Below are 22,163 nucleotides of genomic sequence, written 5' to 3'. Positions count from 1 at the left end.
CATTGTGGTGCACGCGCTACCGTGCGCCACGTGCCACTCCGTCTAGGGACAACCGCTGCCGGACTCGTTACCGGATACGCCGCCGACACCCTGTTCGGCGACCCTCGACGGGGGCACCCGGTCGCGCTGTTCGGGTCGGCCGCCGCGCGCCTCGAACGCCTCCTGTGGGCGGACTCGAAGCCGCGCGGAGCCGTGTACGCGGGGTTGTGTTCCTTCGGTGCTGTCGGCCTCGGGGTCGCGCTTCAGACGGCGACGCGGCGAAGCCCCTTCGCTCGCTTCTCCGTCACGGCCGTGTGTACGTGGGTCGTGCTCGGCGGTCGCGGCCTCGCCGCCGAAGGCGCCGAAATGGCCAGACTGCTCGAAAGGGGCGAAGTGCCTTCGGCGCGTGCGAGGCTCTCGCACCTCTGCGCGCGCGACGCGACGGCGCTCGACTCCGCCGAGCTCACCCGCGCGGCGACCGAGTCGATCGCCGAGAACACGTCGGACGCCGTGGTCGCGCCATTGTTCTGGGGCGCGGTCGCCGGGCTGCCGGGCCTGCTCGGGTACCGGGCGCTGAACACGCTCGACGCGATGGTCGGCTACCGGTCGCCGCGGTACCGGCGGTTCGGCTGGGCCGCGGCCCGGGCCGACGACGTGGCCAACCTGGTGCCGTCCCGGGCCGGCGCGCTGCTCACGGCGTTGTGCGCGCCGCTGGCGGGCGGACGCGCGCGGGAGGCGTGGCGGATCTGGCGCCGCGACGGCGGCCGGCACCCGAGCCCGAACGCGGGCCAGGTCGAGGCGGCGTTCGCCGGAGCGCTGGACATCCGGCTGGGCGGAACGAACAGCTACGGGGGTGAGGTGGAGAGCCGCGCCCGGCTGGGAGATGGCCGCGACCCCGAGCCGGTCGACCTGCGCCGGGCGGTGCGGCTGTCGCGCTGGGTAGGGGCGGCCTCAGCCGCCGTCGCGGCCGTCGCGGCTTCCGCAGCAGCGGGAGCCGCCCGATGAGCGGTCTCCTCATCGCCGGCACGACGTCCGACGCCGGCAAGAGCCTCGTCACCGCCGGGGTCTGCCGGTGGCTGGCCCGCCGCGGCGTGCGCGTCGCACCCTTCAAGGCGCAGAACATGTCCAACAACTCCATGGTCTGCGCCGACGGGGCCGAGATCGGGCGCGCCCAGTGGCTGCAGGCCCGGGCCGCGCGCGTCGAACCCGAAGCGGCCATGAACCCCGTCCTGCTCAAGCCCGGCAGCGACCGGCGCAGTCACGTCGTCGCGCTCGGGAAGCCCTTCGGCACCCTCGAAGCCGGCGAGTACGCCACCGGGCGCGCCGGGCTGGCCGAGATCGCCTTCGGCGCGTTCCAGGACCTGAGCGACCGCTACGACGTCGTCGTCTGCGAAGGGGCCGGGAGTCCCGCCGAGATCAACCTGCGCGGCGGGGACTACGTCAACATGGGCCTCGCCCGGCGGTTCGGGCTGCCGGTGCTCGTCGTCGGCGACATCGACCGCGGCGGCGTCCTCGCCGCGATGTTCGGCACGCTCGCCCTGCTGTCGGCCGAGGACCAGGCGCTCGTCGCCGGCTGGGTGGTCAACAAGTTCCGCGGCGACGTCGGGCTGCTGCGGCCCGGCCTCGACAGCCTGGAGAAGGTGACCGGGCGGCCGGTGCTGGGCGTGCTCCCGTGGCTCGACCGCGTCTGGATCGACTCCGAGGACGCCCTCGCCGCCGCGGGCTGGCGCCGGGAGGCCCAGGGCCGGGGCCTGCGGGTGGCCGTCGCGCGGTTCCCGCGCGCGTCCAACGCCACGGACGTCGACGCGCTCGCCGCCGAACCCGGCGTCACCGTCACGCTCACCGCCGACCCGGACACCGTCGCGGACGCCGACGTCGTCGTGCTGCCCGGGTCGCGCGCCACGGTCACCGATCTCGCGTGGCTGCGCGACCGCGGCCTCGACACGGCGGTCGCGGCCCGCGCCGCCGCCGGGCGCCCGGTGCTCGGCATCTGCGGCGGCTACCAGATGCTCACCGAGTCCATTGTGGACGAGGTCGAGTCCGGGGCGGGTGAGGTGCCCGGGCTCGGCCTGCTCCCGGCCCGGGTGACGTTCGCCGAGGAGAAGGTGCTCGCCCGGCCGACCGGAACGTGGCGCGGCGCCCCCGTCGAGGCGTACGAGATCCACCACGGTTCGGTCACGGTCGAAGCGCCCCTGGAGTCCTTTTTGGACGGCGTCCGGCACGGCTCGGTCTGGGGCACGATGTGGCACGGAGCCTTCGAGAACGACGAGTTCCGCCGGGCGTGGCTCACGGAAGCGGCGGCCCAGGCCGGCATCGAATGGACCCCGGCGCCGGACGCCCCCGGCTTCGGCACCCTGCGGGAGGAGATGCTGGACAAGCTGGCCGACGCGGTCGACGAGCACCTGGACACGGCGGCGCTGCGCACCCTGCTGGAGCTGGGCGCACCGAAGGACCTGCCGTTCGTCCCGCCCGGCGCGCCCTGACGGTCAGGGCCGCACGGGCGCGGTGAGCTTCCCGCTGACCTGCCGCAAGGTGCAGACCGCCTCCCGGCCCCCGGCTTTCCAGGACGACTCGGTCGGGACGTGCGCGGCGAACCCGATGCTGGGCGGCGGGGTGCCCTCGGTGAAGAACGCGGCCGCCGCGATCCGGCACAAGGCCTGCGCCGGCTCCTGCAGCTCGGTGCGCCCAGGGTACGTCTCGTACCCGTTGCCGACGTCGACCCGCGCGGCGATCTGCTCGTCGTGCGGCAGGTCGCAGGCGACCGGGCTCACCTGCGCGCCGTCCGCGCCGGAGTCGAGGCAGTCGCCGATCGCCATGGCATTGATGGAGTCCGGGGCGGTCGCCGCGCCCGTGGCGTGCTGCGGCGTGATCGCCACCAAGCCGGCGCCGATCCAGAGCACGCTGAGCACCAGCCCGGCGATCGCCAGGCCGGTGCCGTCCCGGCCGTTGCGGCCGATCCGGATCAGGGCACGGGTCCCGAAGCCGAGGGCGAGCGGGACCACGCCGAGCAGCCCCATGACGAACGCCGTGATCGCGAACCCGTCGGTCCCGGGGGACTCGACGGGTCCGCGGACGGTCGTCTGGGCGTGATTGGACAGCGTGGAGCGTGTGTCGTCGAACAACAGGGTCCCCTCCGGAATCCCCCGACCCGGCCGGGAGAACTCTAGGACCCCATGATCACGATGCGGCGACGGTGGCGGTCTTCTTGGTGAGCGTCTTCTCCGCGAAGGCGCCGAAGGCGAGGCCGAGGGCCAGCCAGAGCGTCACCTGCGTGCCGACCGACGCCGTGCGGAAGCTCCACAGCGTCGAGGCCGGGAAGTCCGCCGGGACCTCGTCGACCACCGGCATCAGCCAGGCCACCACGCCGACCACGACGAGGTAGCCCGCCGCGGCCAGGAGGAAGCCGTTCCACGCTCCGAAGCGGTCCGCGAGCTTGCGGCCGAAGACCGTCGCGAGGATGCCGACCAGCAGCGACACCGCGACGAACCCGAAGTACAGCTCGGTGCGGGAGTCGATCGTGCCCGGCTGGCCCACCGCCGGCGGGTTGGCCGGGTACTTGAGGAACGGCACCAGGAAAACCACCGCGAACGCGCCGCCGGTGAGCAGCAGCGCCGTCACGCGGGGGCGGAGGTTGCCGAGGCGGCCTTGGGCGAACGCGAAGGCGAGCGAGAGCAGGCCACCGATCGCGACGCCGTAGACCAGGACGCCGGTCAGCAGCCCGACGGTGCTCTGGATGTCCCGGGGGACGAGCTCTTCCTCGTGTTGCTCGGCCGGTGCGGGCGTGGCGCCGGCGTCGTGGGAATGGGAGTGACCGCCGGAGTCTTCGAGGCCGATGGCGGTGTTGACCGACGGCTCACCGAAGGCGTAGGCGAACCCGAACGCGAGCACGCCGGCTATCAGGCCCGCGAGCATGCCGCGGACCAGCAGGGTCTTCATCATGGGAGTACGTGCCGCCGATCAGTGGCAGGGGAAGGCCAGCAGGTGCCGGCCGTCGTGCACGAACTCGTGGACGTACATGTTCGCGAACACCGCGGTGGCGCCCTGTTCGGCGCTGACGAAGTACAGCGCGATCAGGGCGAGGAGCACCACGAACACCGCCCACGGCACGATCTCACGGATCGGGATGCGGATCGGGAGCGGGACGGCGGGAGCTGCCGTGTGGGACATGAGCGTGGCCTCCTCGGGCTTTCGCGGCCTCATCGGGGTCGGTCACGACGGTCCGGGTCTGGCTTCCCCCTGGTGGGGGTCACAGTGGCGCGACCGCGCGGACTTGCACCGCGTTCCGGAATCCGTCGTCTGGCCGGTTGAGCGTAGGTCCGCCGTTTGGGCTGCGTCAATGTGACAATGCCGCGGTGACTCGAATGGTGGCGGCCCTCGATGTGGGCGGGACGACGATCAAGGCGGCGTTGCTCGACGAGCAGCTCCAGCCCAAGGCGACGCTGCGGGCGGAGACGGCACGCAGCGCGGACGGCACGGCGCTGGCGGCCCAGGTCGCGGAGATCGTGACGGCGCTGGCGGAGCAGGCGGGCACCGGCCGGCCGGCGGCGGTGGGCGTGGTGGTGCCCGGGATCGTCGACGAGGAGACCCGCGTCTGCCACTTCTCGGCCAACCTGGACTGGCGCGAGGTCCCGTTCGGCGAGCTGCTGGAGAGCCGGCTGGGCCTGCCGGTGGCGTTCGGCCACGACGTGACGGCGGGCGGCATCGCCGAGTTCCGCGTAGGAGCGGGCCAGGGAGCGACGAACGCGGCGTTCATCCCGGTCGGAACGGGCATAGCGGCAGCGCTCCTGCTCGACGGCCGCATCCACCGGGCGCACGGGCAGGCGGGCGAGGTAGGGCACATCGACGTCGGCCACCCGGGCAAGTGCGGCTGCGGAGCAACGGGCTGCTTGGAGGCAATCTCGTCGGCGGCGGCGATCGCGCGGAGGTACCGGGAGCGAACGGGCCGCCCGGCCGACGGAGCGCGCGAGGTGGTGGACCTGGCCCGCCACGGCGACGAGGTGGCGGTAGCGGTGGTCCAGGACGCTTTGGACGGCTTGGGGCACGGAATCCGAACGCTGCTGACGTTGCTGGGTCCGGAGGTGATCGTCCTGGGCGGCGGTTTGTTCACGGCGGCGGACTACGTACTGGAGCCGGTCCGCGACTGGCTGGCGGCGCATTTGACGTTCCAGCGGATGCCGGAGTTGAGAATCGCAAAACTGGGCGACGAGGCCGGCCGCCTGGGCGCGGGCCTGCTGGCGCTGGACTTGCTGAAGGAATGAAGGGAAGGCCACCGGCCGGGGAGTAAGCCGGGCGGGTCGGTGGGCGGCGGAAAGCCAGATGGTCAAGGCTTCACCGCCCCCCGGCCAACCCCCACCTCCCGGCCCACCCCACCGGCCCCGCCCGCCACCCCCCGGCCCCGGCCGGTACCCAACCCCGGGCCCCCAACCCGCCCGGCCCCCAGGCCTAAGCCCTAAAGTGCCCGCAAGAACGCCAGCGACGGCATGAAGAAGTACTCCCCACCTCGCAACGTCACCGCCTGCGGCACCGGCTCAGCCGTCCGCTGGGTCGACCCTCCCCACTCCACCGTGTACTCCGACTCGCCACGCACTCCCTGCCCGATCACCGGGTCCAGCCCCGGGGTCACGCCCTCGGCTATCGGGAAGCCGGGGTTGTCCGCCCACAGCGCCTGCGTGAACTCGAACTGGTTCCCCAGCACCGAATTGAACGCCATGAACAACAACCCCACGCCACCGCTCGGCCGCGCCGAAGGGGGGACCTCCGCGTTCGGGTCGTCCGGGCGCTCGCCGTACGTCACACCCCGGCGGGCCATCAAGTGCAGGCGCTCGGCGGACGGGTCTTCCGCTCCTCCCGAACCACGTGGGTTCGTCTTGCGGATGTGCGCCTGGAACGGGCACTTCAGCGCCGCTCGGTCGCTGTCGTACGTGAAGTTGTTCGATACCGGGCTCTCCGCGCCGTCCTCCCGTTGCGTCGTCAACGGGGTTCCGTCCTCGAACCGGCCGATCAGCATCGCTCCCGCTCGCTCGCGGTCGTCGCCCGTCAAGCCGAGCGTGTCCGCCAAGTCCGCCTCGGCCTGCTTGAACCGCCGGACGTTCTGCTCCAGCTTGCGGAACACGAAATAGCTGCCGAAGTGCACGCCCGGATCCGGGGCCGCGGGGTCCGGGACCAGCACCTGGGACAGCGGCGCCGCCGGGTTCCACACGTTGATGCCGTCCGTGTTGTTCTTCTCCGCGTCCACGTCCTCCGTGAGGAACAGCGGCTGGCTGCGGCCGTCGACGTACCCGAAGTGCTCGATGCCCTCGCCGCGCGCGTTGACGCGGCCGAGGCCCGTTTCCTCCGCCAGCACCGTCACCGAATCCGGCAGCAGGCCGAGGATTTCGTTGCGCCGCGCGGTCATCGCCTTGTCCGTCGCGTCGCCGATCAGCACGACCGCGTGGATTTCGTTGTGGTACCCCGGATCGAACGTCGAGCGCGGCGGGTCGTTCAGCTTCCGCCGGGTCGCCGGCGCCGCCATCCCGCGCCGGAAAGCCTCGTCATCCGGGAAGTTCTCGACGCCGAGAACCCCGTAACCCGCCGCCGTGAGCCCGACGCCGACGTACGGCGTGCCCGCCGCGCCGCCTTCCTTGAACGCGCCGACTTCCTCGAGGTGTTCCTTGGCGGACTTCATCTTCCCGGTGACCGAGACCAGGAACGCCCGCGCCTCCGCGGCGTCGCCGAATCCCAGCAGCAGCGCGGAAAGATGGTCCCGGACGTGGGCCTTGAGGATGTTCGGCTGCAGTTCGCCGAGCATCACCCCGGCGTCCCCGGTCGCGGTGGTCCAGGACAGCGTGGTGGACAGATCGACACTCATTTGCGGGCTCCCCTCCCGTGTGAACGGGCGCACGACCGACCGAAGCTCCCCCTCGCCGGTCGTGCCCCTGGTACCAGGCTGCCGTCGCCCCGGGGCCGCGTGCCACCCATTCCCCGGCATTCACACGAAAGATTAAGTTGAACGTAGAACCGTTCGCCCGCAACGAAAACGCGGGCCCCGGAGCGGGACCCGCGTTTCCGTCAGGAAATGGTCAGTACCACCACTGCGACTTGCCGCCCGCGATGTAGTCCCACAGCTGCAGGCGCGTGCCGTTGGAACCGACCGAACCCTCACCGGTCAGGTACCGGTTGTTCTGCGGGCTCTGCAGGCGCAGGTAGCCCTCCGGGTTCACGGTGTCGGCCCACCACTGGTTCTTGGCACCGGCCCGGTAGTCCCACAGCTGGACCTTGGTGCCGTTGGCGCCGGCCGTGCCGAGGTCGGCGTCGAGGTACCGGCCGCTCTGCACGTTCTGGAAGCGCAGGTAGCCCTCCGGGATGCTGGTGATGTAGAACGCCTGGTTCGCGGCGTACTCGTTGCAGTCCCACAGCTGCATCTTCGTGCCGTTGGCGCCGATCGTGCCGAGGTCCGCGTCCCAGCAGCGGCCGAAGGCGGCGGACTCGATCAGGTAGGCGTCGGCCTGGGCGACCTGCGCGCCCGCGACCCCGGGGGTGGACCGGTGAGCGGCACCGACCTTCGCCGGCCGCAGCTTGATCCCGCCGGCGAGCGCCGAGACCGCGGTGCCCTTGCCGTCGGCGGGCGCCGCGCCGGCCTGCGGAACGGCGACCAGGCCGAACAGGCCGGCCGCCGCGGCGACCGTCACCATCAGCCGCTTCATCTTCGTCATGCTTTCCCCTTGTCGTCGGTTCACCCGTGGTGACGAAAGGGCGCCAGCCGACTCCGGGTCCGCGTGGACCCGGCGCGTGGTCGTGCCGGCGAATCCCCCTCGTCGAGACCGTCAAACCCCCGAAAGCGATCTCTCGGACCATCATTCATCGCGCTCACGTCGTCGTCGAGGTCATTTCCGCGAGGGGCCAAAACGCACGTCAGGCGTGTAACGGAACGGAACCGGCGCCGATAGACGGGCAGACACGGGGGGAGAGGCGTGCGCATCGAGCTGACGTTGCCCGACCTCGTCCGCGTCGGGCTCGCCGCCGCGGCCGACCCGATGGGGGAGCTCGCCGGGAGCCTGCAGGTGCTGCAACGCCGCGACGGCGGCCGCACCGCGGCTTCGGCGGCGTTCACGCGGTGGCGGCACCGCGTGTGGCAGAGCCTGCCCGACTCGGCGGCCGTGCTGATGTGGCTGTGCCGGCCGGACGCGCCGCTCCCGGGGTTCCTGCTGCCCGCCGCGGGGCGCTACGAACTGGAGTCCGGGCTGGCGGCGGTGCTCAAGACGGACCCGCTGAGCCTGAAGACGACCTTGCGCACGGCGCCGCCCGGCCGCGACCTGCCGTCGTGGGCCGCCGCGCTCGCCGACGGCGACCCCGCGGGCCTGCCGCGACTGGTCCAGGCCATGCGCGACTACCACGACGTCGCGCTCGCCCCCGGCTGGGAGACGGTGTCCGGCCAGGTGGACGCCGACCTCGGGATGCGCACGCAGCTGCTGCTCCACGGCGGCGTCGACGCGCTGCTGACCGGTCTCCGCCCGCTGGTGCGCTGGGACGCACCGGTGCTGGAGACCGACGACCGCATCCCCGGCACGGTCCCGTCGGAGGGCACCGGCCTGCTGCTGGTCCCGACGTACTTCTCGGTGTGCCCGGCGCTGGTCCCGGCGGCCCCGGGCGGCACGCCGCGGCTGCACTACCCGTGCGTCCGCCAGGCCGCGCCGCCGGCGGGCTTCGGCCGCGGCGGCCACAAGGCGACGGAAAAGGCGCTGGCGGACCTGCTGGGCCCGACCCGCGCAGCGGCGCTGGCGGTACTGGCGGTGGGCTGTTCGACGTCCGAGCTGGCGGCGCGGCTGGGCGTGACACCGTCGGCGGTCAGCAAGCACACGACAGTGCTGCGCCGGGCCGGGCTGATCACGACGCACCGGGAGCGGAACACGGTGCTGCATTCGCTGACCCCGCTGGGAAGTGCTCTCCTCGACAGCTGACCGAGGGCGAATCACCTTTCGCCGAGGTTCCGGGAATGTGGTTACCGGCCAATTCCGCGACAGTTCGCCCGGACCGGTAGCGGAACTTCCGAGGCCGCCGACATCCGCTCCGAGAACGCGGGAGGCGGAGATGAAACAACTGATTTCGAGGTGGCCGGCGCTGGCCACCGCGGTCGTCATCGGACTGGTGGGCGTGGCGGGCTGCGCCACCGGCCCGGTGGACCGGAAGGCACTGTGCACCCAGTTCGACGAACTGGGAAACGACCTGATGTCGGCACACGGTTTCTTTGACAATTCGGTCTTCTCCGGCGCGGACGACCTTTCCGATCTGGCCCGGCGGTACCAGGGCGGCGGGCTGAGCCAGGACGCCGACGCGCTCGCGGGGATCGCGGACTCCGACTCGACGAGCGGCATGGCGCTGATGAACGCCACATCGGGGATCGCGGAAGTCTGCGGGCACCCGCTCGGCATCGGCACGACGAGCTACGCGGGAACCAACAGCGGGGGCGGGAGCACGCGGGCGGACGGCGGCTACGGGAGTTACGGCGGCTACGGGAATTACGGCGGCTATTCGACGCCCACGCCGTCGACGGCGTCCGTGCCGGACCCGACGTACGTGCCGGACACGACGACGTCGCCGGCCACATCGGCCGGTGGTGCGCCGTCGGACGAGGCGTCCGCGCAGGCCACGCTCCGGCAGCAGGTCGACACCGATCGTGCGCAGGTCGATGCGCTGGGCGACCGATGGGTGCCGCAGCTGTCGTCGAAGAACTACGGCCTGGTGGCCGACGGGACGACCTACGACTACCGCGCGATCTGGGCCGACTTCACCTCGAACAGGCATTCCTACCCGTCGGCGCTGCTGCTCTGGTCGGGCGACTACACGAGCTACACCAAGGGCGACTTCTGGGTGACGGTCGCGAGCACGTCGTTCGGCAGCGGCGCCGAGGCGAACGCTTGGTGCGTCGCCGAGCACCTCGATGCCGACCACTGCTTCGCCAAGCTCATTTCGCACAGCCACGGACCGAAGGGCAGCACGCTGCCCCGCTGAACCAATCGAGAAAGGAAATGTCATGAACTGGAGTGCTTACGAGGTCTTCAGCTTGATCAGCGGCGTCGTCATGGTCGGGGTCGCCTTCGCGCCCAAGGTCAAGGCGTCCGAACGGTTCTGGGCCGTCGTCAGCGGCGCCTTCCTCATCGGCTACGCGATCTACGTCGCCAACCAGACGAGCGGGACCTTCTACTTCCCGTGGATCATCTTCGTGATCCCCTTCGTCGCGGCGGGTTACCTCGTGGTGCAGGCCGTCTCGAGGAGCCGCGAGAGCGACGATCGGCAGAACGACGACCAGGCTTCGTGAGGCGATCCGTCAACCCAGCGCGCCGGCGGCTTTGACCAGTTCCTCCAACGCTTCCTGGGCCAGTTCGCCGAAAGCCCGTTCGTTCGCCGGTTCCACCCAGCGGGCGAAGGCCGTTGTGAACGCCAAGCCGCCGATTTCCGCCGCCAGGGTCGCCGCCGGGTCCGGGACGCCTCTCGCGCGCAACGCCGAAGCCATCGCGCCCCTGAGCTTCGCGCGCTTCAGCAGCTCTCGCTCGCGGAGGTCCGGCTGGCCCGCGACCACCCGCTGGACCTTCGCCGCCCACTCCCGGCGGTCCGCGTCCATCGCCGCTTCCGTGGCCGTCAGCGCCGCCGAGATCGCCTCGATCGGGGTCGCCGATTCGGGGGCCGCGGCGATCGCGTCCGCGAGGAGGCCGCTCAGGATGTCCTGGCCCGCGAACAGCACCTCGCGCTTGTCCTGGAAGTGCCGGAAGAACGTCCGCTTGGTCAGTCCCGCGCGTTCGGTGATCTCCGCGACCGTGACGTCGTCGTAGCCGCGCTCGAGGAACGACTCCACCGCGGCGCGCACCAGGCGCTCGCGGGCGTTCGGTTCCCAGCGGCTCATGCTCCCAGTCTAAGTTATGACACCCGGTGTCGTCAGACGTGCTACAGTGATGGCACCAGGTGTCATCACAGGGAGGTTCTCATGCGTGTCTTCGTCACCGGGGCGTCGGGCTGGATCGGCTCGGCCCTCGTGCCCCTGCTCCTCGAAGCCGGCCACGAGGTCGTCGGCCTCGCTCGGTCGGACGCCTCGGCTCAGGCCGTCGCGAAGATGGGCGCCGAGGTGCAGCGCGGCGACCTGACCGATCTCGAGACGCTCAAGACGGCCGCGGACCGCGCCGACGGGGTCGTCCACCTCGCGTTCGGCCACGACTTCGGCCGGATGGAAGAAGCGATCCGCACCGACGCGGCACTCGTGGAGACTCTGGGCGCGGTGCTGGACGGCAAGCCGTTCGTCGCCGCGTCCGGGACGCCGTCGGTGCCCGGCAGGGCGGCGACCGAGGAGGACGACCCCGCCGGGTTCGGCCCGGTGGCGGGGCGGATGGAGGTCGCCCGTGCCGTGCTGAAGACGGCCGAACGCGGCGTCCGCGCGTCCGTCCTGCGGCTCCCGCGCTCCGTGCACGGCGAAGGGGACGCGCACGGGCTCATCGCGCGCCTCGTCCAGGCCGGCCGCGAGAAGGGCATCGCGGCCTACGTCGGCGACGGAACGCAGCGCTGGCCCGCGGTGCACGTCGCCGACGCGGCGCGCCTGGCCCACCTGGCGCTGGAGCAGGCCCCGGCCGGTTCGGTGCTGCACGCGGTGGGCGACGAGGGCGTGGCCATCCGCGACGTCGCCGAAGTCGTCGGACGCCGCCTGGGCCTGCCCGCGACGTCGGTCGAGGCCGACGAGCTGGGCTTCCTGGGCGCGATCCTGGCGATCGACCAGCCCGCGTCCAGCGAAAAGACGCAAGCGCTGCTCGGCTGGCAGCCCACCCACCCGGGACTGCTGGACGACCTCGAAAAGGGTTACTACGGCTGAAAGTGGGACAGCGCCGGCGGAGGTGGCGACAGTGACACCCCCGCCGGCGCCGGGTCTTACGCGATCGGCCGGTCCGTCGGCGCGATCGGGGCGGGCAGGACGTCCCGCCCGGTCAGGTAGGCGTCCACGCCGGCCGCGGCGCTGCGGCCCTCCGCGATCGCCCACACGATCAGGGACTGGCCGCGGCCCATGTCGCCGGCCACGAACACGTTGTCCAGGCTCGTCTTGAACGCCTTGTCGCGGGCGACGTTGCCGCGCGCGTCCAGCTCGACGCCCAGGTCCTCGATCAGGCCCTTCTTCTGCGGTCCGAGGAAGCCCATCGCGAGCAGGACGAGCTGCGCGGGCAGCTCGCGCTCGGAGCCTTCGACCGGGACGAACTTGCCGCCCTCGTTGCGCACCTCGACCAGCTTGAGCGCCCGCACTCGGCCGTCCGCGTCACCCAGGAACTCCTGCGTGTTCACCGCGTACAGCCGCTCGCCGCCCTCTTCGTGCGCGGAGGAGACCCGGTAGATCATCGGGTACGTCGGCCACGGGTGGGCGTCCGAACGCGACTCCGGCGGCTTCGGCATGATCTCCAGCTGCGTCACCGAACGAGCGCCCTGGCGGTGCGACGTCCCGACGCAGTCCGCGCCGGTGTCGCCGCCGCCGATGACGACGACGTCCAGGCCCGCGGCGGAGTACGGCGACTCGGCAAGCTCGCCCGAAGCGACCCGGTTGGCCGGCGGCAGGAACTCCATGGCCTGGTGGATGCCGTCGAGCTCGCGGCCGGGGATCGGCAGGTCGCGCCAGTCGGTGGCCCCGCCGGCGAGCACCACGGCGTCGTGGGCCAAAAGCTCGGAGACCGGCAGGTCCACGCCGACGTTCACCGACGTCCGGAACTCCGTGCCCTCGGCCTCCATCTGCGCCAGGCGCCGGTCGAGGCGGGACTTCTCCATCTTGAATTCGGGGATGCCGTAGCGCAGCAGCCCGCCGATCTTGTCGGCCCGCTCGAGGACCACGACGCTGTGGCCCGCGCGCGTGAGCTGCTGCGCCGCGGCGAGTCCCGACGGGCCGGAGCCCACGACCGCGACCTTCTTCCCGGTCTTCGTGGTGGGCGGCTGCGGCGTCACCCAGCCCTCGTCGAAGGCGCGGTCGACGATGGAGATCTCGACGCGCTTGATCGTCACCGGGTCGTCGTTGATGCCGAGCACGCACGCGGTTTCGCACGGCGCCGGGCACAGCGTGCCGGTGAACTCCGGGAAGTTGTTCGTCGCGTGCAGCCGCTCGATCGCCTGCTGCCAGTCCTCGCGCCACGTCAGCGTGTTCCACTCGGGGATGAGGTTCCCGAGCGGGCAGCCCTGGTGGCAGAACGGGATCCCGCAGTCCATGCACCGGCCGGCCTGCTTCTGCAGCTTCGTCGTGGCGAAGTCTTCGTAGACCTCTCGCCAGTCCATCAGCCGCAGGTCGACCGGACGGCGCTTCGGCTCTTCGCGGGTGGTGGTCAGAAAGCCCTTGGGGTCAGCCATGTGCGGCCTCCATGATCGCCTCGTTCACGTCGCGCCCGTCCCGTTCGGCCTGGACCTGGGCCGCGAGCACGCGCTTGTAGTCCTTCGGCATGACCTTCCCGAAGCGGTCGACACCCGCGTCCCAGTCGGCCAGCAGCTCCCGCGCGACGGCGGATTCCGTTTCGTCGTAGTGCTTTTCCAGCGTCTCGCGCAGGAAGTCCGCGTCCTCGGAGTCGAGCGGGTCGAGGTCGACCATCTCCGGGTTGACGCGGTGCGCGGGCAGGTCCAGCACGTAGGCGATGCCGCCGGACATGCCGGCCGCGAAGTTGCGCCCGATCGGGCCGAGCACGACCATCCGGCCGCCGGTCATGTACTCGCCGCCGTGGTCGCCGACGCCTTCGACGACGGCCAGCGCGCCCGAGTTGCGCACGCAGAACCGCTCGCCGACCTTGCCGCGGATGAAGATCTCCCCGCTCGTGGCGCCGTAGGCGATGACGTTGCCGGCGATGATGTGGTCCTCCGCGGCGATCCGCGCCTCCTTCGGCGGGCGCACGATCAGCCGGCCGCCGGAGAGGCCCTTGCCCACGTAGTCGTTGCCGTCGCCGTAGAGCCGCAGCGTGATGCCCTTGGGCACGAACGCGCCGAACGACTGGCCCGCGGTCCCGGTGAAGGTGACGTCGATGGTGTCGTCGGGCAGGCCTTCGCCGCCCCACCGCTTGGTCAGCTCCGAGCCGAGCATGGTGCCGACGGTCCGGTTCACGTTGCGGACCGGCAGTTCCAGCCGCACCTTGTCACCGGAGTTCAACGCGCCCTCGGCCAGCTGGATCAGCGTGTTGTCCAGGGCCTTCTCCAGGCCGTGGTCCTGCAGCGTCTGCTGCAGGCGCAGGCCGGCCGGGGCCATGTCGGGCACGTGGAAGATCGGCGACAGGTCCAGCCCGGCCGCCTTCCAGTGGTCGATCGCCTTGCGCTTGTCGAGGAACTCGGCGTGCCCGACCGCCTCGGCGATCGACCGGAAGCCCAGCTCCGCCAGGTACTCGCGCACTTCCTGGGCGATGAACTCGAAGAAGTTGACGACGTACTCGGCCTTGCCGCTGAACTTCTCGCGCAGCTTCGGGTTCTGCGTCGCGACGCCCACCGGGCACGTGTCGAGGTGGCAGACGCGCATCATGATGCAGCCCGACACCACCAGCGGCGCGGTCGCGAAGCCGAACTCCTCGGCGCCCAGCAGCGCCGCGACGACGACGTCCCGGCCGGTCTTGAGCTGGCCGTCGGTCTGCACGACGATCCGGTCGCGCAGCCGGTTGGCCAGCAGCGTCTGCTGGGTCTCGGCCAGGCCGAGCTCCCACGGGCCGCCCGCGTGCTTGATGGACGACAGCGGCGACGCGCCCGTCCCGCCGTCGTGGCCCGAGATGAGCACGACGTCGGCGTGCGCCTTGGACACCCCCGCGGCGACCGTGCCGACGCCGACCTCGGACACGAGCTTCACGTGGATGCGCGCGTTCGGGTTGGCGTTCTTGAGGTCGTGGATCAGCTGGGCGAGGTCCTCGATCGAGTAGATGTCGTGGTGCGGCGGCGGCGAAATCAACCCGACGCCCGGCGTCGAGAACCGCGTCTTCGCGATCCACGGGTACACCTTCGCGCCGGGCAGCTGCCCGCCTTCGCCGGGCTTCGCGCCCTGCGCCATCTTGATCTGGATGTCGTCGGCGTTGACGAGGTACTCGCTCGTGACGCCGAACCGGCCGGACGCGACCTGCTTGACCGCGGACCGGCGCTCAGGGTCGTAGAGCCGCTCCGCGTCTTCGCCGCCCTCGCCGGTGTTCGACTTGCCGCCGAGGCGGTTCATCGCGATGGCGAGCGTCTGGTGCATCTCCATCGAGATCGAGCCGTAGGAGATGGCGCCGGTGGCGAACCGCTTGACGATCTCCGAGACCGGCTCGACCTCCTCGATCGGCACCGGCGCGCGCTTGCCGTACTTGAAGTCGAACAGCCCGCGCAGCGTCAGCAGCTTCTCGGCCTGGTCGTCGACGGCCTTCGTGTACTCCTTGAAGATCTCGTACTTGCCGGACCGCGTGGAGTGCTGGAGCTTGAACACGGTCTGCGGGTTGAACAGGTGGGGCTCGCCTTCGCGGCGCCACTGGTAGTCCGCGCCGGTCTCCAGCTCGCGGTGGGCCGCGCGGAAGCCGTCGGCCGGGAACGCGTACTTGTGCCGCTTCGCGACCTCGTCGGCGAGGGTCTCGAAGCCGACGCCGCCGAGGCGGGACGTCGTGCCGGTGAAGCAGTTGTCGATGACCTCTTCGCCGAGCCCGATCGCCTCGAAGATCTGCGCGCCGGTGTAGGACGCGACGGTCGAGACGCCCATCTTGGACATCGTCTTCCGCACGCCCTTGCCGAGCGCCTTGATCAGGTTGTGGGTCGCTTCCTTCGGCGTGACGCCCGGGATCAGGCCCTGGTGGGCCATCTCCTCGACGGTCGCCATCGCCAGGTACGGGTTCACCGCGGCGACGCCGTAGCCGATGAGCAGCGCGATGTGGTGCACCTCGCGCGCGTCGCCGGCCTCGACGATGAGGCCGACCTGCGTGCGCGTCTTCTCGCGGACGAGGTGGTGGTGCACCGCGCCGGTCAGCAGCAGCGAGGGAATCGGTGCGTGGTCTTCGTCGACCCCGCGGTCGGACAGCACGATCAGCCGCGCGCCGTCCTCGATCGCCTCGGACACCTCGGCGCGGATCTCGTCGAGCCGCTTGACCAGCGCCTCGCCGCCGCCGTGGACGTTGTAGCGGCCCAGGACGGTGACGGCCTGGAACTCGGGCAGGTCGCCGTCGTCGTTGACGTGCACCAGCTTGGCGAGCTGGTCGTTGTCGAGCACCGGGAACGGCAGCACGATCCGGCGGCAGCTGGCGGCGTTGCCGGTCAGCAGGTTCGGCTCGGCGCCGATCTGCGTGCCGAGCGCGGTGACGAGCTCCTCGCGGATGGCGTCCAGCGGCGGGTTCGTCACCTGGGCGAAGAGCTGGATGAAGTAGTCGAAGATCAGCCGCGGCCGGCTGGACAGCGTCGCGATCGGCGAGTCGTTGCCCATCGAGCCGATCGGCTCCGCGCCGGTGCGGGCCATCGGCTCGAGGAGGGCTTCGAGCTCTTCCTCGGTGTAGCCGAACGCCTGCTGGCGGCGGACGAGCGCGGCGTGCAGCGGCACTTCGCGGTCGCGCTCGGGCAGGTCCTCCAGGTGCAGGAGACCGGCCTCGACCCACTCGTCGTACGGGTGCGCGGTGGCCAGCTCGGTCTTGATCTCCTCGTCCTCGATGATCCGGCCCTCGGCGGTGTCGACGAGGAACATCCGTCCGGGCTCGAGGCGTCCCTTCCGGACGATCGTCGCCGGGTCGATGTCGAGCACGCCGACCTCGGAGGCGAGCACGACGAGGCCGTCGTCGGTCACCCAGTAGCGGCCGGGGCGCAGGCCGTTGCGGTCGAGCACCGCGCCGATCTGGCTGCCGTCGGTGAACGCGACGAGCGCCGGGCCGTCCCACGGTTCCATCAACGTCGAGTGGAACTCGTAGAAGGCGCGTCGCGCCGGGTCCATCTCCTGGTGGTTCTCCCAGGCTTCGGGGATCATCATGAGCACCGCGTGGGGCAGCGAACGGCCGCCGAGGTGCAGCAGTTCCAGGACCTCGTCGAAGGAGGCCGAGTCGCTGGCGCCGCGCGTGATCACCGGGTAGATCCGCTTGAGGTCGCCTGGGACGAGGTCGGTCTCGAGGAGGGCTTCGCGGGCGTCCATCCAGTTGCGGTTGCCGCGCAGGGTGTTGATCTCGCCGTTGTGCGCGACGTAGCGGTACGGGTGCGCGAGCGGCCACGACGGGAAGGTGTTGGTGGAGAAGCGCGAGTGCACCAGGCCGATGGCGCTGGTGACGCGCTCGTCGGTGAGGTCGGCGAAGAAGCGCTCGACCTGCGGCTCGGTGAGCATTCCTTTGTAGACGATCGTGCGCGAGGACAGCGACGGGAAGTACACGTCGTCGTCGACGAGCTCGTGCTCGGCGCGCTTGCGGACGCAGAACGCGCTGCGCTCGATGTGCAGCGGGTCCGAATGCTCCGGCTTCGGCCGGCGCGCGGTGAGGAACAGCTGCGTGAAGTGCGGCATGGTCTCGGCCGCGGTCGGCCCGCAGTGCTCGGTGTGCACCGGCAGCTCGCGCCAGCCGAGGACGCGCATGTCCTCCTCGGCGGCGATGCGCTCGATGGTCGTCATGGCCCGGCCGCGGCGCTTTTCGTCCTGCGGCAGGAAAGCCGTGCCGACGGCGTAGGTGCCGGGCTCGGGGAGCTCGAAGTCCACGACCTCCCGGTAGAACTCGTCCGGGATCTGGATCAGCAGCCCGGCGCCGTCGCCGGTGTCCGGTTCGGCGCCCCGCGCCCCGCGGTGTTCCAGGTTGCGCAACGCGACCAGGGCCTTGGCGACGATCGCATGATCTCGGCGGCCGGTCAGGTCGGCGACGAAGGCGACACCGCAGGCGTCGTGTTCGTAGTCGCTCCGGTAGAGGCCCTCGGCCTCGGCGTTGCTGAGCTGCTGCCCTGCGGGGGGCAGGGAACGGGCACGGTGGGTCACGGCTGGCCGCCTCCCAAGGCGTTGGCGCGACCGGTACTCACCTCATCGAGTGGTTCGAGCTGAACCGGTTAACGAAGTGGTCCGGGACCGCGATGGTCAGTCGAGAACAGTTGCTGTTGTCGGCGTTGGTGGTGCCGGCGTCGTGGACGTCGGCAGTGCAAGATGCCGCGGGGTACCGGCCGAGCGGCGATGCTCGGAAACCGGCCGCGGGTCATCCGGGAGGCCGCACAACACTGGGCAGCCGAACATGTCGGGTGCTGCGTGCGCGCACAGACCGGCCACTGTGGTGGGGGCCAGTCGGAGCGCGCGGTGTTACTCCCGGGTTCGCCGGGTCTTATGACGATAGTGTGAATTCGCTGTTATCGACATACGTCGTTGCGCCCGGGTGGGAAATGCCACGGTTGCGTTGACGGGACCCAGGGTAGTCCCATATGCCGGGCTGTTCCTCCCGAAGAACGGTCAGTATTGCCTCTGACCTGCGAAAACGTCTGTCTCAAGTGGTCTGGGGCACCTGCTGCGATGCCGTGCCGGGGTGGCAAGCTGGCTGCATGGCGGACTCGTCCGATGACTGATCGTTATCTCTCCGTGGCTCGCTCCGGCGTCCACGAGCTCGAGATCAAGCGCTCCCGGTTCCTCTGCGCGGTCGCCCCGGTGACGTCGGAGGAGGCGGCGCGCGAGTTCATCGCGGCCCGCCGCCGGGCCGATCCGGGCGCGCGGCACCACTGCCACGCGTTCGTTTTGGGCGCTGACGGGCGAACCCGGCGGTCCAGTGACGACGGTGAGCCGGCCGGCACCGCGGGCACGCCGATGCTGGAGGTGTTGCGGCGGCGTGAGCTGACCGACACGGTCGCGGTCGTCACGCGCTACTTCGGCGGGGTGCTGCTGGGGGCGGGCGGGCTGATCCGCGCGTACGGTCAGTCCGTTTCGGACGCACTGGAAGTGGTTGGTGTACTAGAACACCGGCGTCTCAGGCTGGTGGAGGTGGCGGTGGGTTACGACCGCGCGGGCCGGCTGGAGAACGACCTGCGCGCGTCGCCGTACCCGGTGCGCGCGACCCGCTTCGACGAGCTGGCCCGGTTCGAGGTCGGCCTGGCGCCGGGGGAGGGGCCGGCCTTCGAGGGGTGGCTGGCGGACCTGACGAACGGCGAAGCGACGACGACCGAGCTCGGCGACCACTGGGTCACCGGGGGTTCCTGAGCGATGCCGGGTGGTCCACCGCGGCCGCGTGGTCCGGTTGCGGAACCGCTTGGCGCGCAACGGATTTTCGGCGCTTCCGCCCGAGGGTTCTTCCGTGGCACCATGTCGTGCCACTCCAGTTCCGGCCCCACCTCGATCACCAGAACGTTGCCGCCGCCGCGCGAGCTGCGCTGACAACGTTGTCACCACCTGCTTCGCCCGCCCGACAACGTTGTCGCCCAGCGGAAAGCGCGTGCGGCAAGGAGAGGAAAGGTTCATGCCCGGACCATTCGCCAGACGGCTGCGCACCGCCGTGGTCGCCGCGTTCGTCGGGGGAGCGGGGCTCGTCGCGCTGCCCGCCACCCACGCCGCGGCGGACACGCTCGCCCTTACGCAGTACGTGAACCCCTTCATCGGCACGGACAACAGCAACTCCCCCAACCCCGTTCCCGGCGGGGCCGGCGGCAGCACCTACCCCGGTGCCGTCGTGCCGTTCGGCATGGTCCAGTTCAGCCCGGACACCCCGACCGCGTCGCCGTCCGGGTACCGCTACGGCGACACGAGCATCGAAGAGTTCAGCCTCACCCACTTCAACGGCGCCGGCTGCGCCAACAACGAAGACCTCGGCCTGCTGCCGATCACCGGCGCGATCGGGACTTCGCCGGGCACCGGCTGGACCGGCTACGCGGGCAGCTACACGAAGGCCAACGAGTCGGCCGCGCCCGGCTATTACAAGAACAAGCTGGACAACTACAACACGACCGTCGAGCTGTCGGCCACCAAGCGGACCGGCTCGATGAAGCTGACGTACCCGAACACGACGTCCGCGCGGCTGCTCGTCAACACCAGCCGCAGCGCCACCGGCAGCCGCAGCGGGTCGATCGCCATCAACGGCAGCCAGCTCACCGGATCGGTGACCGGCGGCGGTTTCTGCGGCTCCTCGAAGACCTACCAGATCTTCTACGTGATCCAGTTCGACCGCGCCCCCAGCGGGTTCGGCACCTGGCTCGGCGGCACGGTGACCGCCGGATCCGCGAGCACCAGCGGCACGAACTCCGGCGGCTACGTCACCTTCGACACCTCGAGCAACACGACGGTGCAGGCGAAGGTCGGCATCTCGTTCGTCAGCCTGGCCAACGCGCAGGCGAACCTCGCCGCCGAAAACCCCGGCTTCGACTTCGCCGGGATCCGCGGCGCGGCCGACTCGAGCTGGAACGGCGTCCTCAACCGCGTCCAGGTGACCGGCGGCGCGACCGCGGACCTGCAGAAGTTCTACACGGCGCTGTACCACGTCTTCCAGAACCCGAACATCGCCAGCGACACGAACGGCCAGTACCGCGGGTTCGACCAAGCGGTCCACACCGCGTCGCACACCGTCTACCAGAACTACTCCGGCTGGGACATCTACCGGTCGTGGTCCGCGTTGATCGGGCTGGTCGCCCCGAACGAGGCGAGCGACATCGCGAAGTCGATGGTGCTCGACGGCCAGCAGGGCGGGCTGCTGCCCAAGTGGTCGCACAACAGCAACGAGCACTTCGTGATGACCGGTGACCCCGGGCCGATCATCGTGGGCAGCATGTACGCCTTCGGGGTCCGCGGCTTCGACACCGCGGCGGCGCTGACGTTGATGGACAAGAGCTCCAACGGTGGCACCGCGCAGGGCCAGGCGATCCGCGGCCGCGAAAGCGGCTACCTCAGCCGGCACTACATCTACGAAGACCCGTCCGACTCGCTCGAGTACTCGGCGTCGGACTTCGCGGTGGCGCAGTTCGCGAAAGCCGTGGGCGACACGGCGAAGTACACCACGTACATGCAGCGCGCCCAGTGGTGGCAGAACGTGTTCGGCACCGACTCGGGCTACATCCAGCCGCGCGGCAGCGACGGGACCTGGGCGTGGCCGGTCGTGCCGTCGAGCAACAGCGGCTACACCGAGGGCAACCCGTCGCAGTACACGTGGATGGTGCCCTACAACTACCAGGGCCTGATCAACCTGATGGGCGGCCGCCAGACCGCCGTCCAGCGGCTGGACCACCACTTCACCCAGCTCAACGGCGGCCTCACCCAGCCGTACTTCTACATCGGCAACGAGCCCGAGCACGGCGTGCCGTGGGCGTACAACTACGCGGCCCACCCGCAGGGCGCCAGCTCGGCGGTGCGGCGCGTGATGACCGAGTCGTTCACCACCGGGCCGGGCGGCCTGCCGGGCAACGACGACCTCGGCGCGACGTCGGCGTGGTACGTCTTCGCGGCGCTGGGGATGTACCCGGCGACGCCGGGCGCGGACGTCCTGGCCCTGCACGGCCCGCTGTTCCCGTCCGCGTCGATCGTCCGGCCGAGCGGGACGATCCAGATCACCGGTTCCGGGGCGGGCCAGGGCTCGCAGTACGTCCAGAGCCTGAGCGTCAACGGGACCGCGACGACCAAGTCGTGGATCCGCTACGGCGACATCGCGGGCGCGTCGACGCTGAACTACACGATGGGCTCGTCGCCGAGCGCGTGGGGCACGAGCACCGCGGACGTCCCGCCGTCGTACAACGACGGGTTCACGCCGCCGGCCGCCGCGCCAGAGCTGGGCACGAACCTGGCCCAGGGCAAGGCGGCCACGGGCTCGGCGACCTGCAACTCGGCCGAGACTCCCGCCAAGGCCGTCGACGGCAGCCTCGCGAACAACAGCAAGTTCTGCAGCACCGCGGCGACGAAGTTCCTCCAGGTCGACCTCGGGTCGGCGCAGAACGTGTCGTCGTTCGTGGTCAAGCACGCCGGGCTGGGCGGTGAGACGACCGGCTGGAACACCGGCGCCTTCACGATCCAGACGTCGACCGACGGCAGCACGTGGACGACGGTCGCGTCGGTGAGCGGGTCGCGGGCCAGCCGCACGTACCACCCGATCACGACGCGGTCGGCCCGGTACGTGAAGCTCAACCTCACGACGCCGACCAACAACGGCGACGGCGCGGCGCGGATCTACGAGTTCGAGGTCTACCGCTGACCCGCCGGGGGGGGGGGGGGGGGGGGGGGATATAGCCGGTTAGCACACCCGCCCCCGCGGGGGGCGCCCCCACCGAGCGGGGGGTGGGGGGTAAGCCAGAGGCCGGTTGGGGGGCCCGGG

The 22,163-nt window shown here is 71.0% G+C and carries 17 protein-coding genes; 9 read left to right on the top strand and 8 right to left on the bottom strand.

Features of this window, described 5'->3' with window-relative positions; all coding sequences use genetic code 11:
* The first annotated feature begins 30 nt into the window (after positions 1-30).
* Together ACIRSS_RS47330 and ACIRSS_RS47325 are read left to right on the top strand one after the other, a co-directional pair.
* Positions 31-984, top strand: a complete 954-nt coding sequence (locus tag ACIRSS_RS47330) for a cobalamin biosynthesis protein (RefSeq protein ID WP_400908206.1) — start codon at positions 31-33, stop codon at positions 982-984.
* Positions 981-2,462 carry a cobyric acid synthase gene (locus tag ACIRSS_RS47325; protein WP_400908203.1) on the top strand — a complete coding sequence of 494 codons (1,482 nt, stop codon included), beginning with the start codon at positions 981-983 and terminating at the stop codon, positions 2,460-2,462. Before ACIRSS_RS47330 ends, ACIRSS_RS47325 begins: the two co-directional genes overlap by 4 nt.
* A 3-nt stretch (positions 2,463-2,465) precedes the next feature.
* On the opposite strand, the gene ACIRSS_RS47320 is transcribed toward ACIRSS_RS47325, so the two are convergent.
* From ACIRSS_RS47320 to ACIRSS_RS47310, 3 genes are read right to left on the bottom strand one after another with little or no spacing between them, the layout of a single operon-like run.
* Positions 2,466-3,101 (bottom strand): septum formation family protein, encoded by a 636-nt coding sequence (locus tag ACIRSS_RS47320; protein ID WP_400908200.1) that lies wholly within the window; start codon positions 3,099-3,101, stop codon positions 2,466-2,468.
* 55 nt (positions 3,102-3,156) lie between these two features.
* The gene (locus tag ACIRSS_RS47315; protein WP_400908197.1) at positions 3,157-3,918 is read right to left on the bottom strand and encodes a CbtA family protein; all 762 of its coding nucleotides are present in this window, start codon (positions 3,916-3,918) and stop codon (positions 3,157-3,159) included.
* Between the two features lie 18 nt (positions 3,919-3,936).
* On the bottom strand, positions 3,937-4,146 hold the full coding sequence (locus ACIRSS_RS47310; RefSeq protein ID WP_286002977.1) for a CbtB-domain containing protein: 210 nt from the start codon (positions 4,144-4,146) through the stop codon (positions 3,937-3,939).
* Between the two features lie 194 nt (positions 4,147-4,340).
* Between ACIRSS_RS47310 and ACIRSS_RS47305 the strand changes: the two genes are divergently transcribed.
* Positions 4,341-5,237: an ROK family protein gene (locus tag ACIRSS_RS47305; protein WP_400908821.1), complete on the top strand. Its 897-nt coding sequence runs from the start codon at positions 4,341-4,343 to the stop codon at positions 5,235-5,237.
* A 191-nt stretch (positions 5,238-5,428) separates the two neighbouring features.
* On the opposite strand, the gene ACIRSS_RS47300 is transcribed toward ACIRSS_RS47305, so the two are convergent.
* Both ACIRSS_RS47300 and ACIRSS_RS47295 read right to left on the bottom strand, forming a co-directional pair.
* Positions 5,429-6,826, bottom strand: coding sequence for a Dyp-type peroxidase (locus ACIRSS_RS47300; protein ID WP_400908195.1), 1,398 nt, complete (start codon positions 6,824-6,826; stop codon positions 5,429-5,431).
* A gap of 211 nt (positions 6,827-7,037) precedes the next feature.
* Positions 7,038-7,670, bottom strand: a complete 633-nt coding sequence (locus ACIRSS_RS47295; protein ID WP_400908192.1) for an RICIN domain-containing protein — start codon at positions 7,668-7,670, stop codon at positions 7,038-7,040.
* Positions 7,671-7,928: 258 nt separating this feature from the next.
* Between ACIRSS_RS47295 and ACIRSS_RS47290 the strand changes: the two genes are divergently transcribed.
* The 3 genes from ACIRSS_RS47290 to ACIRSS_RS47280 all read left to right on the top strand — a co-directional run bounded on the left by ACIRSS_RS47290 (position 7,929) and on the right by ACIRSS_RS47280 (position 10,273).
* Entirely contained in the window at positions 7,929-8,915 is a 987-nt protein-coding gene (locus ACIRSS_RS47290) for a helix-turn-helix domain-containing protein (RefSeq protein WP_400908189.1), read from the top strand.
* A gap of 130 nt (positions 8,916-9,045) precedes the next feature.
* Positions 9,046-9,966, top strand: coding sequence for a hypothetical protein (locus ACIRSS_RS47285; RefSeq protein WP_400908187.1), 921 nt, complete (start codon positions 9,046-9,048; stop codon positions 9,964-9,966).
* A gap of 22 nt (positions 9,967-9,988) precedes the next feature.
* Positions 9,989-10,273: a hypothetical protein gene (locus ACIRSS_RS47280; RefSeq protein WP_400908184.1), complete on the top strand. Its 285-nt coding sequence runs from the start codon at positions 9,989-9,991 to the stop codon at positions 10,271-10,273.
* Between the two features lie 9 nt (positions 10,274-10,282).
* Here ACIRSS_RS47280 and ACIRSS_RS47275 read toward each other — a convergent pair whose 3' ends face one another.
* Positions 10,283-10,855, bottom strand: coding sequence for a TetR/AcrR family transcriptional regulator (locus ACIRSS_RS47275; protein WP_400908182.1), 573 nt, complete (start codon positions 10,853-10,855; stop codon positions 10,283-10,285).
* Positions 10,856-10,936: 81 nt separating this feature from the next.
* Here ACIRSS_RS47275 and ACIRSS_RS47270 point away from each other — a divergent pair, with 81 nt between their 5' ends.
* A complete protein-coding gene (locus ACIRSS_RS47270; RefSeq protein ID WP_400908180.1) occupies positions 10,937-11,809 on the top strand; it encodes an SDR family oxidoreductase in 873 nt (290 codons plus the stop codon).
* 56 nt (positions 11,810-11,865) lie between these two features.
* Here ACIRSS_RS47270 and ACIRSS_RS47265 read toward each other — a convergent pair whose 3' ends face one another.
* Positions 11,866-13,314 carry a glutamate synthase subunit beta gene (locus tag ACIRSS_RS47265; RefSeq protein ID WP_400908177.1) on the bottom strand — a complete coding sequence of 483 codons (1,449 nt, stop codon included), beginning with the start codon at positions 13,312-13,314 and terminating at the stop codon, positions 11,866-11,868.
* Positions 13,307-17,878, bottom strand: coding sequence for a glutamate synthase large subunit (gene gltB / locus ACIRSS_RS47260; protein ID WP_400908174.1), 4,572 nt, complete (start codon positions 17,876-17,878; stop codon positions 13,307-13,309). Before gltB ends, ACIRSS_RS47265 begins: the two co-directional genes overlap by 8 nt.
* Positions 17,879-18,442: 564 nt before the next feature.
* Between gltB and ACIRSS_RS47255 the strand changes: the two genes are divergently transcribed.
* Positions 18,443-19,075, top strand: coding sequence for a YigZ family protein (locus ACIRSS_RS47255; protein ID WP_400908171.1), 633 nt, complete (start codon positions 18,443-18,445; stop codon positions 19,073-19,075).
* 256 nt (positions 19,076-19,331) lie between these two features.
* Positions 19,332-22,043: a GH92 family glycosyl hydrolase gene (locus ACIRSS_RS47250; protein WP_400908169.1), complete on the top strand. Its 2,712-nt coding sequence runs from the start codon at positions 19,332-19,334 to the stop codon at positions 22,041-22,043.
* The last annotated feature ends 120 nt before the right edge of the window (positions 22,044-22,163 follow it).

The sequence above is a fragment of the Amycolatopsis sp. NPDC101161 genome (genome assembly GCF_044768185.1).
Taxonomy (GTDB): Bacteria; Actinomycetota; Actinomycetes; order Mycobacteriales; family Pseudonocardiaceae; genus Amycolatopsis.
This window is presented reverse-complemented; position numbering and strand designations above follow the sequence as displayed.

Bases quoted from the DNA above. Each gene is read 5' to 3' on its own strand.
- ACIRSS_RS47325 (WP_400908203.1), top strand. From the start codon at position 981: ATGAGCGGTCTCCTCATCGCCGGCACGACGTCCGACGCCGGCAAGAGC.
- ACIRSS_RS47315 (WP_400908197.1), bottom strand. From the start codon at position 3,918: ATGATGAAGACCCTGCTGGTCCGCGGCATGCTCGCGGGCCTGATAGCC.
- ACIRSS_RS47310 (WP_286002977.1), bottom strand. From the start codon at position 4,146: ATGTCCCACACGGCAGCTCCCGCCGTCCCGCTCCCGATCCGCATCCCG.
- ACIRSS_RS47305 (WP_400908821.1), top strand. From the start codon at position 4,341: ATGGTGGCGGCCCTCGATGTGGGCGGGACGACGATCAAGGCGGCGTTG.
- ACIRSS_RS47300 (WP_400908195.1), bottom strand. From the start codon at position 6,826: ATGAGTGTCGATCTGTCCACCACGCTGTCCTGGACCACCGCGACCGGG.
- ACIRSS_RS47295 (WP_400908192.1), bottom strand. From the start codon at position 7,670: ATGACGAAGATGAAGCGGCTGATGGTGACGGTCGCCGCGGCGGCCGGC.
- ACIRSS_RS47285 (WP_400908187.1), top strand. From the start codon at position 9,046: ATGAAACAACTGATTTCGAGGTGGCCGGCGCTGGCCACCGCGGTCGTC.
- ACIRSS_RS47280 (WP_400908184.1), top strand. From the start codon at position 9,989: ATGAACTGGAGTGCTTACGAGGTCTTCAGCTTGATCAGCGGCGTCGTC.
- ACIRSS_RS47275 (WP_400908182.1), bottom strand. From the start codon at position 10,855: ATGAGCCGCTGGGAACCGAACGCCCGCGAGCGCCTGGTGCGCGCCGCG.
- ACIRSS_RS47270 (WP_400908180.1), top strand. From the start codon at position 10,937: ATGCGTGTCTTCGTCACCGGGGCGTCGGGCTGGATCGGCTCGGCCCTC.
- ACIRSS_RS47265 (WP_400908177.1), bottom strand. From the start codon at position 13,314: ATGGCTGACCCCAAGGGCTTTCTGACCACCACCCGCGAAGAGCCGAAG.
- ACIRSS_RS47255 (WP_400908171.1), top strand. From the start codon at position 18,443: ATGACTGATCGTTATCTCTCCGTGGCTCGCTCCGGCGTCCACGAGCTC.
- ACIRSS_RS47250 (WP_400908169.1), top strand. From the start codon at position 19,332: ATGCCCGGACCATTCGCCAGACGGCTGCGCACCGCCGTGGTCGCCGCG.